The sequence below is a fragment of the Okeania sp. SIO2F4 genome, assembly GCF_010672385.1.
Lineage (GTDB): Bacteria > Cyanobacteriota > Cyanobacteriia > Cyanobacteriales > Microcoleaceae > Trichodesmium.
On the sequence record NZ_JAAHGT010000204.1, the window covers coordinates 1 to 12,073 of the forward strand.

The 12,073-nt window shown below is 38.9% G+C and carries 17 protein-coding genes and 1 pseudogene; 10 read left to right on the forward strand and 8 right to left on the reverse strand.

Annotation, left to right across the window (positions count from 1 at the left end; all coding sequences use genetic code 11):
• Window positions 1-1,247: 1,247 nt before the first annotated feature.
• The 5 genes from dapB to F6K22_RS14965 form a co-directional block, all read right to left on the reverse strand.
• Window positions 1,248-2,075 carry a 4-hydroxy-tetrahydrodipicolinate reductase gene (dapB, locus tag F6K22_RS14950; protein ID WP_293099007.1) on the reverse strand — a complete coding sequence of 276 codons (828 nt, stop codon included), beginning with the start codon at window positions 2,073-2,075 and terminating at the stop codon, window positions 1,248-1,250.
• Between the two features lie 258 nt (window positions 2,076-2,333).
• Window positions 2,334-2,474: a zinc ribbon domain-containing protein gene (locus F6K22_RS42065; RefSeq protein ID WP_363273589.1), complete on the reverse strand. Its 141-nt coding sequence runs from the start codon at window positions 2,472-2,474 to the stop codon at window positions 2,334-2,336.
• Window positions 2,440-2,553, reverse strand: a complete 114-nt coding sequence (locus tag F6K22_RS42070) for a zinc ribbon domain-containing protein (protein WP_363273591.1) — start codon at window positions 2,551-2,553, stop codon at window positions 2,440-2,442. Before F6K22_RS42070 ends, F6K22_RS42065 begins: the two co-directional genes overlap by 35 nt.
• A 494-nt stretch (window positions 2,554-3,047) precedes the next feature.
• Window positions 3,048-3,290 (reverse strand): transposase, encoded by a 243-nt coding sequence (locus F6K22_RS14960; protein WP_293099010.1) that lies wholly within the window; start codon window positions 3,288-3,290, stop codon window positions 3,048-3,050.
• A gap of 197 nt (window positions 3,291-3,487) precedes the next feature.
• The gene (locus tag F6K22_RS14965) at window positions 3,488-3,769 is read right to left on the reverse strand and encodes a hypothetical protein (protein WP_293099013.1); all 282 of its coding nucleotides are present in this window, start codon (window positions 3,767-3,769) and stop codon (window positions 3,488-3,490) included.
• Window positions 3,770-3,957: 188 nt separating this feature from the next.
• Here F6K22_RS14965 and F6K22_RS42075 point away from each other — a divergent pair, with 188 nt between their 5' ends.
• Genes F6K22_RS42075 through F6K22_RS42085 form a run of 3 tightly spaced genes read left to right on the forward strand, consistent with a single transcriptional unit; the run spans window position 3,958 to window position 5,174 of the window.
• A complete protein-coding gene (locus F6K22_RS42075) occupies window positions 3,958-4,362 on the forward strand; it encodes a helix-turn-helix domain-containing protein (protein WP_363273593.1) in 405 nt (134 codons plus the stop codon).
• The gene (locus F6K22_RS42080) at window positions 4,268-4,900 is read left to right on the forward strand and encodes an RNA-guided endonuclease InsQ/TnpB family protein (protein WP_363273595.1); all 633 of its coding nucleotides are present in this window, start codon (window positions 4,268-4,270) and stop codon (window positions 4,898-4,900) included. Before F6K22_RS42075 ends, F6K22_RS42080 begins: the two co-directional genes overlap by 95 nt.
• Window positions 4,878-5,174: a zinc ribbon domain-containing protein gene (locus F6K22_RS42085; RefSeq protein ID WP_363273597.1), complete on the forward strand. Its 297-nt coding sequence runs from the start codon at window positions 4,878-4,880 to the stop codon at window positions 5,172-5,174. Before F6K22_RS42080 ends, F6K22_RS42085 begins: the two co-directional genes overlap by 23 nt.
• A gap of 115 nt (window positions 5,175-5,289) precedes the next feature.
• Here the strand turns inward: F6K22_RS42085 and F6K22_RS14975 are convergent, their stop codons facing one another.
• Window positions 5,290-5,463 (reverse strand): zinc ribbon domain-containing protein, encoded by a 174-nt coding sequence (locus tag F6K22_RS14975; RefSeq protein WP_363273601.1) that lies wholly within the window; start codon window positions 5,461-5,463, stop codon window positions 5,290-5,292.
• A 608-nt stretch (window positions 5,464-6,071) separates the two neighbouring features.
• On the opposite strand from F6K22_RS14975, the gene F6K22_RS14980 reads away from it, so the two are divergent.
• The 4 genes from F6K22_RS14980 (at window position 6,072) to F6K22_RS42090 (ending at window position 7,023) form a co-directional block, all read left to right on the forward strand.
• Window positions 6,072-6,209 carry a hypothetical protein gene (locus F6K22_RS14980; RefSeq protein WP_293099016.1) on the forward strand — a complete coding sequence of 46 codons (138 nt, stop codon included), beginning with the start codon at window positions 6,072-6,074 and terminating at the stop codon, window positions 6,207-6,209.
• Window positions 6,190-6,363 (forward strand): hypothetical protein, encoded by a 174-nt coding sequence (locus tag F6K22_RS14985; RefSeq protein ID WP_293099018.1) that lies wholly within the window; start codon window positions 6,190-6,192, stop codon window positions 6,361-6,363. Before F6K22_RS14980 ends, F6K22_RS14985 begins: the two co-directional genes overlap by 20 nt.
• Window positions 6,364-6,466: 103 nt before the next feature.
• Window positions 6,467-6,844: a transposase gene (locus F6K22_RS14990; RefSeq protein ID WP_293099021.1), complete on the forward strand. Its 378-nt coding sequence runs from the start codon at window positions 6,467-6,469 to the stop codon at window positions 6,842-6,844.
• Window positions 6,845-6,867: 23 nt separating this feature from the next.
• Complete coding sequence (locus tag F6K22_RS42090) at window positions 6,868-7,023, forward strand: transposase (protein ID WP_363273603.1); 156 nt, start codon at window positions 6,868-6,870, stop codon at window positions 7,021-7,023.
• 679 nt (window positions 7,024-7,702) lie between these two features.
• Here F6K22_RS42090 and F6K22_RS14995 read toward each other — a convergent pair.
• The gene (locus tag F6K22_RS14995) at window positions 7,703-7,858 is read right to left on the reverse strand and encodes a helix-turn-helix domain-containing protein (RefSeq protein ID WP_293099024.1); all 156 of its coding nucleotides are present in this window, start codon (window positions 7,856-7,858) and stop codon (window positions 7,703-7,705) included.
• 97 nt (window positions 7,859-7,955) lie between these two features.
• Here F6K22_RS14995 and bchI point away from each other — a divergent pair, with 97 nt between their 5' ends.
• On the forward strand, window positions 7,956-9,035 hold the full coding sequence (gene bchI / locus F6K22_RS15000) for a magnesium chelatase ATPase subunit I (RefSeq protein ID WP_293099027.1): 1,080 nt from the start codon (window positions 7,956-7,958) through the stop codon (window positions 9,033-9,035).
• Window positions 9,036-9,502: 467 nt separating this feature from the next.
• Here bchI and F6K22_RS15005 read toward each other — a convergent pair.
• Window positions 9,503-10,609, reverse strand: a pseudogene (locus tag F6K22_RS15005) (IS630 family transposase).
• A 740-nt stretch (window positions 10,610-11,349) separates the two neighbouring features.
• Between F6K22_RS15005 and F6K22_RS15010 the strand changes: the two are divergent.
• Both F6K22_RS15010 and ruvC read left to right on the forward strand, forming a co-directional pair.
• Entirely contained in the window at window positions 11,350-11,490 is a 141-nt protein-coding gene (locus F6K22_RS15010; protein WP_293099030.1) for a hypothetical protein, read from the forward strand.
• Window positions 11,478-12,008: a crossover junction endodeoxyribonuclease RuvC gene (gene ruvC / locus F6K22_RS15015; protein WP_293099033.1), complete on the forward strand. Its 531-nt coding sequence runs from the start codon at window positions 11,478-11,480 to the stop codon at window positions 12,006-12,008. Before F6K22_RS15010 ends, ruvC begins: the two co-directional genes overlap by 13 nt.
• Window positions 12,009-12,073: the final 65 nt, after the last annotated feature.

Sequence of the window (12,073 nt, forward strand, 5' to 3'; positions counted from 1 at the left end):
TAAAGGTATTCAACCGCTCTAAAAGCCTAGCTATCTAGCCGATAGACGCACCTTTAAAACTGCGGTCATACCCCGCGTCACCGTCAGGCGCAAGCGCTCGGAACCTGGCGAGGAAACCTAGTCATGGGAACGCCGACCAAGAGAGGGAATGCTGACCAACAGAAGAGTTATGGGGCGCATGCGTAGAAATGCTTAAGCATGGAAAAAGTCCAAGCAACAAGTACTAGAGAACCAAGTTTTTTTTAGGTTTGAACTTTACCTTAGGACATAGGTCTACAGGATATTGGAATAGAGCAAACGCTTGGGGAGAGAAGCATCTCTGGCTTAGGTATCGCAAGGTATCTGATTTAAGTGGAGGAGCAATAGTTAACCAAAAACCAAAACACAAACCTTTTCAAAGTTACTGATATATAATTGTGTACCTTTAAAGAGCTTTGCAGAAAAATTTGGTCAATTCCTTGACAAAAGCTCTTAAGTGAAGTAAAAACTTGTACAGTTAGTAACTTGTTTAATAAGGGAACACTCGTACCCAACGAAGAACCAAAAGCTATCAAAACCGATGGCTGGTCTTCATTAATTGATAATTGATAATGGCGAACTTGATAATTACAAGAAGGTTTTAACCATACGGGAATTGAATATAAGGAAATATTATTTCTTCTCTCTTGGGAGATTGGAGGCAAGCGTTCGCGTAGCGTCCCGGAGGGAACGGAGACCTCGCCATCCCATCCTAACGGACTGCTCCGCTTGCCGACCGCTGTCTTGGTCGATTGGATATGCCGAGGTCTCCTCGGCATCCCTCGACCGCTTTTTTCTCCACGGCGAGTGAGAGGCTTTATACCTTTATTTTTCGGTAAGTTAAGCGACATTAAAAAATGGACTGGGTGAAGTGGAGGGTGCGGGGAACGAGCCGGTTTCGAGCCTCCAAACTTCAAAACTATGGGTCTTGTTGTCAAACAGCAAGACAATGCCTGCAACAGCCGTAACTTTAATCGGCGATCCTATATAGATTCAAAGTGCAACCTTTGATTAGGTTAAATGTTGCACTGATTAAACTAAGAATCCTGGTTTCAGGAGAATCCCCGCACCTGACAGTCGGGGAGTATGTCAAAACCTTATATTTTCCATTCAACCAAATAAGTTTGGCAATATATTAGAAAATTTCATCGGATACAATTTTTCTCTGGTGACAATAAATTGATATGGCCCTGAAAAGAGGAGGCTTCATCGCAAATTGTCCGTTAAATCTAAAGTATCTTCTCTAAACCATAGATGAGTTTGGTTAAAGATTGGACTTTGCGAATGGCTAACAATACTCCAGGCATGTAGCAAGACCTATCTGTTGTATCGTGTCGTAAAGTGTAAATTTGACCAGGCCCACCAAATATTACTTCTTGATGAGCTATTAACCCTGGTAAACGTACACTATGAATACGAATTCCTTCATCTGCTAAACAACCTCTAGCCCCTTCTATTTTCTCTGTTTCTTCTACATTGGGCACATTGTAAGTTTTTCCTAATTCAGATAACATTTCTGCAGTTTTAATTGCAGTACCACTGGGAGCATCAGCTTTTTGATTGTGGTGCAATTCAATAATCTCTACATGATCAAAATGCTGGGAAGCAGCGATCGCTGCTTGTTGGAGCAAAACCATACCAATAGAGAAGTTAGGAATTATTAATGCACCAATACTGGCTTTGGCCGCAAATTCGGCCAAATCTTGAATTTGCTCTTGACTCAGACCTGTAGTTCCGACCACAGGTCTAACTCCATAAGCAATGGCAGAACGGACATTTTCATAAACGCTATCTGGGTGAGTAAAATCAACCATTACGGCAGGTTGTTTTTCTTGAGCTGCCATTGCTAAAGTTCCCTGTAAGTCATTAAGAACAGGTACTTCTAGAGGTCCACAACCAGCTACCTCGCCAATATCTTGACCTATATATTCTGGTTGACGCTCTACAGCACCAAAAAGAGTCGTATCAGTAGCATTTGCAACAGTTTTTATTACTTCACGACCCATCTTACCTGCTGCACCACTTACAATTACGGGAATAGAAGTTTGGTTTGTCATTTCAGTTATCAGTTATTAGTTATTAGTACCTCCGGTTGAAGTTGGAGGCTTGAAAATCGGAAATTTCATTTTCCACTAATATTCAAAGAAAACTTCATAATTTTAGATCATTTTTGGATTTTCTACTCAAATTCAGATCGAGTAAGTCAAGGAAGTTGACACTCCCCGCTAATCCCGAGACGGGGATTCTTGGCTCAACGACTTACCATCACTTGAGAGGTCAAAACCAACCAAGCCAGAGGGTGTGTCTCCCCAAGCCTAAGTTCTGGTGTGCCCCACCGTACATAGTGTTTTTTGTAGGATGTTCTTGGCTGTATTAATATCTCTATCTTCCTTGTAGCTACAATGAAGGCAAACATGAGTTCTAACAGAATAGAGACTTTTTGACAACTTTTCCACAGTTAGAGCTATTTTGGCTTGTATAGTTAGGTGGTACTGCTACTGTAGTTTTGCCATACTTTGCACCATAATACTCCAACCAAGCACGGAAAATTGACCAAGCAACATCACTGATTGATTGTAGGGGCGATTCGCATAGATGCCCCTACGAGCCTTCGATTTTTTACCATACCTTTCACATTTAAGTCTGCCTTCGCCACGCCACTTCGCATCTACATAGGCTATAAAATCATTAGACCTCTCCAGAAAATAAAATTGCTCTTTATTTAAGACAAGCTAGAGTTGTCAAACTAACTCTCCGAAATCATTTTTCGTATCTTTTTCGTGAAAATATATTCCCTGTTAAGTGTTAAGTGTTAAGTGTTAAGTGTTCCCTACTAGCCTCAAAAAATCTATATCTTTTTCACGCCTATGTCTATTAGATTGAACCACGCAATACGCTACTCTTTTAGCATATTCTCTACGTTGCCTGTACGGACGTTGCATGTAACGTCCCTCTGTGAGATGTTTCTGTGCATATTTATTTCTAGCTTTGTGGTTAGGGGAGCCGTCGGATTGGCGACGTATATTTGACTACGGTTTTGCGCCTTTGTTGTATTTCTTAGATTTCTGCCTATTGGCTCTTTTTAACTGCTTTTCAGACTTTCTGTAAAACTCAGGGTTTTCTGTAGTGTCGCCATTGCTATTAGCCAAGAAATATTTAATGCCTACATCTAAACCTACTGCTTTTCCTGTTGGTAGGGGCGATTGGCGAATCGCCCCTACCATTTTTAAATATGTTTGAATAGCAAATTGAGCATAATAGCCGCGACTCACGTTTAACCAATCTTACTAGCTTTATTTGGTTTAGTTGATAGTAGTTTAAATCACAAGTACCTTTTAGTTTGAAAGTACCTATATTTTTCTTATCTTAAAGAGTAATTGTTTTTCTGTTTTCTGACAATTTTCAACTATAGGGTTTAGATTATACAGAACGACAATACTTTTTAAACTTAGGATAACTATTTATTTCCTTAGACTTTTTTCTTGCAGTTATCGTAAAATATAGATATGGAATAACAATATCTTTCCGCAGTCGATTTTCGAGCCATTGAATTTAGTTCGTTAGCAAATTTCAACTCTTTAGCCAAGACTTGGCAATATTTATTAAGGTCATATTTACTTACACCTTCACCTTTGTTATCCATCCAAGATCTTAAACACTTATTTGGGATAAATTGAGATGTTTTAATAGCCTCATCTATTGCTTTATATTGTTCAGGTTTAGCTTTGACTTTGAACTCATAAATTATCATTTTGGCTCGACCTAGCTTTTGATATTTATGCTATAATGTACAGCATAAAGAACTTAAAAAATGTCAAGGGAAAATCAGATATTTTTACCTGAAAATTGGGTTTAAAGCCTCCCCCTTGTAGGGGGACTTTAAAATATGTTTTTCCGTGATAAATATGCTATAGTATTGTTAGTTTATTGCGTTAGATAATGAAAGCTAGATTTAAGTATCGTATCTATCCAACACAGGGACAAAAACACCAATTAGCAAAACTATTTGGCTGTGTCCGTGTGGTTTGGAATGATAGTCTGGCTTTCTGTCAAAAACAATATAAATTAGGGGAAAAGAAACCTGACTTATCTAAACTACAAAAACAGTCGATCGCATCTGCTAAAAAAACTGAAGACAGAGAGTGGTTATCAGAAGTTTCTGCTATACCATTGCAACAATCTTTAAATGATTTAAACCAAGCTGATCAAAACTTTTTCAAAGTACGGACGTTGTATACAACGTCCCTAGGTGAGAGAAAAGGTAGACCTATTAAACCTCCAGATTGCTTCGTTCCTCGCAACGCTCCGCGATTTAAAAACCGGAAGTCACGCGCAAACTGCTAGATTTACAAAGGGAGGGTTTAAGGTTGGTCAGCATAAAGTATATTTAGCTAAAATAGGAAAGCTCAAGATTATTTGGTCTAGAGAGTTACCTACTACTCCATCGTCAGTAACACTTATCAAAGATTCAGCCAATAGATATTTTCTAAGTTTTGTAGTAGAAATACAACCTGAAATCTTGCCTAAAATTGATAGTTCAGTGGGTATAGATTTAGGAATTAAAACTTTTGCGACTTTGAGCGATGGTACAAAAATTGATGCACCACAACCCTTAAAGAAAAGGATTAGTAAGTACAGGAAGTTAACCAAATCATTATCTAAGAAAACCTTCGGTTCTAAACGATATGAAAAGGCACGGCTGAGAATAGCAAAATTTCAGGCCAAACTGAAAGATACTAGAACCGATTTTATGCATAAATTATCCACTGAAATAATTCGTGATAACCAAACAATTGTTTTAGAGGATTTAAACGTTTCTGGTATGGTTAAAAACCGGAAATTATCCAGAGCAATTTCTGATGCGCGGTTGGCGACAATTTAGAACCTTACTAGAAGGAAAAGCTCTAAAATATGGTCGTCAATTTAGAGTAATTAGTCGTTGGGAAGCAACTTCTCAAATTTGTTCAAATTGTGGCTTTAAAGGTGGAAAATTAGACCTTTCAATTAGGGAGTGGCAGTGTTTGAACTGTGGCGCAAAACACGATCGCGATCTAAACGCAGCCATAAATATATTAGTCGCGGGTGGGCAATCCGAGACATTAAACGGACGTGGAGGCCAGCGTAAGACTACCGCATCTGGCAGCAGCAGCCTGTGAAGCGTCAACCCGCCGAGGAACCTAGGTTCGGCAGGAATCCCCGCGCCTTTTAGGCCGGGGAGGATGTCAAATACGACTGAACTCGCACGTTTCGCTGCGCGACATGAAACGCTTTTCATCCATGGGCTAAAGCGACATGGTTTTCAAGAAGAGCGAACATTCTAGATAAATCCAATTTTCCGCCTTGAAAACCACAGTTTGAAGACTTTTGACTTGTAGGTTCCCAACGGCTAATTACTCTGAAATCGCGACCGTATTTTTCTGCTTTTCCTTCTAAGAATGTTCGTATGGGTTCGCCAACCGCGCATCAGTAATGGCTCTGGATAATTTACTGAATAATTAATCATTAATCATTATTAATTAAATAATTCACCCTTTCAACCTTCCCCTTGAAAGGGGAAAAAGCTGTCGGCAAGCGGAGCATTCCGTAGGATGGGATGCTGAGATTTCCCGCTCTTGCAGAACCGCTCGCTGCCTCTTGCAGAGGAGCTGCCTCTTGCAGAGGAGCTGCCTCTTGCTACGGTAGCTCTCGCTAACGCAATTCAAGTCGCTCCGCGTTAACGCGCGTTGTGCGGAACGCTAAACGCCATATCCAATCGACCAAGACAAGAAATAATATTTCCAGGACTTACGCAAAGACGCTATATATAGTGTATGGCCAATAGAGCGATATAGTTGCCGCACTTGCTCCGCCAACGCTTAAAAGATTACAGCGATCGCCTGAACCACAACAAAATTATCATCAACTGAAAAATTTGATTGAGATTTATGTAGATTATTTTGTCTAATAATTAAGTATAACATTAATTTTTAATTCAGAGTTTTTAATGGACTTTAATTAGATCAAATATTGTCAGTATTTAATAAGTAGTCAGAAAAATTACACTTTAACAAATCTTGCTAACCATCTGGAACAAGTTAGCCACGATCAAATTAACCGTCCCATACAAAAATATTGATTTGGGAGCAGAAGTTTTGTGGGAAAATGTGAAGGAAGAAATTCTAACTACTGAAGATGGTTATTTGCTGCATTGATGAGAGGGTTATTAATCAACAATACTCACAAAAAATTGATAGGGAAGCTCCTCTGAAAGAGGCACTTGTCCGACGTCAGTATCGTGGCAACGAACATGGAATAGTGAATTGCTTATATTTTAATCCTCAAACAGAACAATTCTGGATTATATAGTCATTCTGAATAAGACTGGGACGAGTGTTTCTTTATCTGGAAAGGGTTTCAGCCAAAAAAGTGTTTTATCCTTACTCTATGTGTTGAACTTCAAAAATTAAACTTGACGCGAAAAAAAACTTTTCGCACAACTCAAGCAGGAACCACAAAAAATCTGGAAAAAAGGCTTGATTATTGGGAAAACGTTCGATATATCCAGACAAAAAACCTAGTTTTTTTAGATGAAACTGCTATAAATTTAGCCATGACTAGAACCTATGGCCGTTCTGCCAAAGGAAATAGAGTTTATGATACTCGTCCCTATGAAAGAGGAACAAACTTAACATTAATTGGTGCAATTTCTTTGTCTGGTTTTTTCGGGATTATGACCATTGATAGTGGTATAAGTAAAAATGTTTTTCAAGTTTTTATTGAACAAGTTTTATTACCGCGCTTTATGGCCTGGTGCATGTTTGGTAGTGAACAATTTACCAGCTCATAAAGTTCAGGTGTTGCAGAAATATAATTGAAGAAGCAGGAATAAAAGTGCTATATCTTGCGACCTATTCTCCTAAATTTAACCCAATTGAAAATTGTTGGTCAAAAATTAAAGAATATTTGCGAGGGGTTGCGGCTCGTACTAGAGATGATGCTCGAAATAGCATTAATGGAAGCAATTGAGCAAGTGACTTTAACTGATATTAGAAATAGGTTCACTCATTGCTGTTACTGTACCTCGCCATCCTCATGCATTGCTGTAAATAAAGAGCAAGTTTATTTTCTGGAGAGGTCTATTAATTAAGGTCTCTTGGTGTGGGTTCCTTTGTGACTGTCGTCGTCGCGGGCTCGCACCGCTTTTTTATCATATCAGAAACGTTAAAATATTCTCAAACATCAGTTTGAGGTAAGATTTCAGGTATAGTTTCTACTACAAAACTGAGAAAATATCTAGTAGGAGGGATTCGCATAGATGCCCCTACAATCTTTGATTAATGTTACTGATGATGGAGCAGCAGGTAACTCTCACAGGCGAAACTATTTTCAGCTTTCCAATCTTGGCGTTGCTAGGGACTTTATGTTGACCAACTTTAAACCCTTCTTTTGTAAACCTAGCAGTTTGCGCGTGACTTTATACTTTTAAATCGCGGAGCGTTGCGAGGAACGAAGCAATCTGGAGGTTTAATAGGTCTACCTTTTCTCTGACCTAGGGACGTTGCATACAACGTCCGTACTTTGAAAAAGTTAGAGCAATGCCTGGTTTAAATCATTTAAAGATTGCTGCAATGGTATAGCAGAAACCTCTGATAACCACTCTCTATTTTCAGTATTTTTAGCAGATGTGATAAACTGTTTTTGTAGTTCAAATAAGTTCAGGTTTCTTTTCTCCCGATCTATACTTTTCTTGACAATAAGCTAGGCTATCATTCCAAACCACACGCACACAACCAAATAGCTTGGCCGATAGGTATTTTTGTCCCAGTGTTGGATAGATATGATACTTAAATCTAGCTTTCATAACCTGACTTTTAAACTAACAACATGATAACATATCTATTCTATTGAAAAAAAACTAAAAAGTCGCCCTTCTAAGGCGAGGCTTTAAACCCAATTTTATGGTAAATACATCTGTTAAACCAGCCGTTCACAAAGGTCGGGCTGTTTTTCCTTTCACTGCTATTGTCGGCCAGGAAGAAATGAAACTGGCCTTGTTATTAAATGTAATTGACCCCAAAATAGGGGGGGTAATGATTATGGGCGATCGAGGTACGGGTAAATCTACTACTATCCGTGCTTTAGCTGACCTATTGCCAGAAATTGAAATTGTTGTTGATGACCCTTTTAATAGCGATCCTGATGACCCAGATTTGATGAGTGATTCTGTGCGAGATAGACTAGCACGGCAGGAAGAAATTCCGATTTTCACAAGAAAGGTCCAAATGGTAGATTTACCATTGGGGGCTACGGAGGATCGGGTATGTGGCACTATTGACATTGAAAAAGCTTTATCGGAAGGGGTGAAGGCTTTTGAACCAGGGCTACTAGCAAAGGCTAACCGTGGGATTTTGTATGTTGATGAGGTCAACCTTTTGGATGACCACTTAGTTGATGTCTTGCTTGACTCGGCGGCAAGTGGCTGGAATACTGTGGAAAGAGAAGGTATTTCTATACGGCATCCTGCTCGTTTTGTACTTGTAGGTTCGGGAAACCCAGAGGAAGGGGAATTACGACCTCAGTTACTGGACAGATTTGGTATGCACGCTGAAATTAGAACTGTAAAAGACCCTTTATTACGAGTTGAAATTGTTGAACAACGTTCAGCTTTTGACCAAAATCCTCAAGAATGTTTAGAAAAGTACAAATCACAACAGGAAGAATTACAAAATAAGCTTGTAGATGCTCAAAAAAAGTTGAAATTAGTGGAAGTTGACCATGATTTACGAGTAAAAATTTCTCAAGTTTGTTCTGAGTTAGATGTAGATGGTTTACGGGGAGATATTGTCACTAATCGTGCTGCAAAAGCTTTAGCTGCTTTTGAGGGTAATACAGAAGTGAGTATTGAGGAGATTGGTCGTGTTATTACTATGTGTTTACGACATCGACTGAGAAAAGATCCTTTGGAAAGTATTGACTCTGGTGATAAGGTGAAAAAGGTATTTAATCGGGTTTTTGGATTGGCAGGAGTAGAAGCATAATTTAAGAATTAATATTCTCAATTGTAGTTTGATTTTTTAGGGAGAAGCAGATTGATCAAAGCAGGTTTTTTATAAAAAATTGACTATGTAACAATTATCAAAAACTTGTATCAGTGCTTCTCCTAATTTGATTGAATTTTGGGTGATTTTTCAGATAATTAAAAATATTGCATCTTTTAATACAGTAATTGGCATTTAGTCTTCAGGTTTGTTCTTTCTTTAGAGCTAAGTTATATGAAATACAAAAAAATTCTACTACTCACGAATCACCCCATTACCGAAAAATTAAGCTTTAAAGCCTCTCATGAGCAAGGATAAAAAAACAAAAAAATTCCTTTTAATCAATCCTATCCGTTTATAATAAGAGGTAATTATATCATGTCCGGTAGCATCGTTTATGTATAATAGAGGAGGAAGAAAAATAATTGCCCGGAGCGATAGCTACTCTTCAAGCACTTGACAAATCATCAGTAGGCCACCAACGAAAACAAGTGAGACCTGTTTGGGAGCGATCGCTGTTTCATTAAGTTGATACATCGCTCAAAAACGATATCTTCCATCTGGGATAAATTTTCAAAGGTTTGATTACAAAGAGGTTCATTAATTATTGGCCAGAGTCCTTCGGCTGGTTGTAGTTCTGGTGTATGGGCAGGCTCGAACTCCAAATGCAATCCAAGTGCGAACTTTCAGTTTTTGACTACTGTGCCAACCTGCTCTGTCTAGCACTAATATCATGTGCTTATTTTTTCCTAAACCAAAATGTCCAGCACTCGTCAGCCATCACCTGGTTAAAAACAATAATATTGACCAAGGGCCTAAGCCACCAGTATGTTTCTCCTGACTGGGGATGTACAAACCCATAGAGCCAAAACCACTGAAAACGCCAGTTTGCCTCTGCAGTTGGTTGTACTCCTACAGGTGTCCATACTCGTCGGAAAATTTGCTTGAGACCCAAACGATGTTCATCCATTGCCCAGAGTTCTACAGTGGCCTCTGGATACTCGGCTTTTAATTGTTCAAATCGGTGAGAGAGTTTTCTTGCTCCGTCTTTACGGCGAGGAGACCTCGCCGCAGGCGGTGCGCTTTTTTCCATTTCTCTTGTTCGGTTGGAGTTGCCGACTTTTGATGCTGTGGTCGGGGAATTCGTAATCTATATTTCATTGACCGTAAATATTCCCATCCCCTGCGCCGATCAACTCGATGGTCAATTAATTCTGTTAACCAATCCCCCACCTTGCGCCCATTCCATAATCCTCCATCTGGTGCCCTCTCCTGGAGGGCTATTCCTAGGTAGGCTTGCCTTTCAGATGAAAGGAATCCCTTTTGCCCTGGATGTTGATGGCGACGATCTACCAATCCTTCTTTACCTTGCCGATTGTAGCGACGTGCAATTTGACGAATGGCCTCCAAACAATAGCCTGTGACTGAAGAAACTTATGAGTGTTGTTTTTCCTTTTGCGCTTAAGCCAAATTATTTGGTATCTGGTCCTTTCTATTGGGTCATAGGTAGCTCGGTAGTTTCTTTCTAGTTCATCTATACTTAGGTGTTCTTGGATACTTAAGCGTCTTGGCATAATGGCGATCGCTCCAGGGAATTATTTTTCTCCTCTTCAATTATACACTCTCCGATGCTACCGGACATGATATTATTAATTATTGAAACCCTCAGGCTATCAATCTTTAGCAGCAAACATTAACCTATTTCATATTAGATTCAGGGATACTTAAGTTAAAATATTATTTTAGGAAAATAAATTTAGTTTCTTTGATTTTTATAGAACCCCTAAGTGTATTTTTGACATTGATTTTCCTTTTTATAGCATTCGCGATATAGCTGCCCCTAGGCTCCGCCTTTCATGTCGCGCAGCGAAAGCGGAACTGAGTTCTATTACAGAGACACATGACTTTTTTTAATTGAATAAAAAGTCATGTCTATAGGCGAACAACCCCAGGTAATTTTTATGGTATCACAATTAAAGTGAGGATGCAACCGAAAATTCTGTGACATGCCGATTTTTTTTTCGGAAGCCTCATAAAATGAAAATGTTGGTGATTTTCTAGTGAGGAGCGATGGATGAAAAAATTTGATCGTGGAAAAACAAGCACATAAGTTTATGAGAGCTTCACAAGATGAAGATATTTCTGGTATTGCTCCTGGGGAAAATTCCTGAATATGTAATGGTCTCTGAGTAAAGAAATTGAGTTGAATAAAAAGTCATGTATATAGGCGAAAAACCACGAGTAATTTTTATCATATCACAATTTTTATGGGTATGTAGCTGACCTGTCAGGGATTTTTCCTTTTAATATATTTATGTGTAAAACTACAAGATTGATTGGCATTCCCATAGGACGCTTCTTTACAGGAGAGCGCGGGTATAAATACCAACATTCTGATAAACAGCAGATTAATCAGGCGATCGCTAAAGAAGTAACAAAAATATGGAAAAATTAATTCTCGGATTAGATCCAGGTTTAGCAGTATTAGGATTTGGATTAATTAAGTGTGTTTATAATGCAAAAACAGAGAAAATAGATTCTACTTCTATGGTTGATTTTGGGGTAATTAAAACCACAAAAAAACAAGAAATGGGGCAACGTCTCATCACAATATATGAAGATTTACACACTATACTAAATAACTTTAAACCAGACTTAGCAGCCACAGAAAAGTTATTCTTTTATCGCATGAGCAATACAATTTTAGTTGCCCAAGCTAGAGGAATTTTAGTATTAGTATTAGCACAACATGGAATTCCATTAATTGAGTTTACACCCGCACAAATTAAGCAAGCAATAACAGGCTATGGCAATGCAGATAAATCTGATGTGCAACAAGCAGTAGCTAGAGAATTAAATTTGGAAGAAATTCCTAAACCGGACGATGCGGCTGATGCTTTAGCGTCCCGCTTGATCGAGTCATTCCTTACTCAACTGGATACTGCTTTGCTGGGTATTGCAGGCGAAGGTTGAGGTTTCACAATGGCCTGTACATGGAATGCAGTGCGGCTGGCCCCTCGCATGAGACCAGTCCTTTT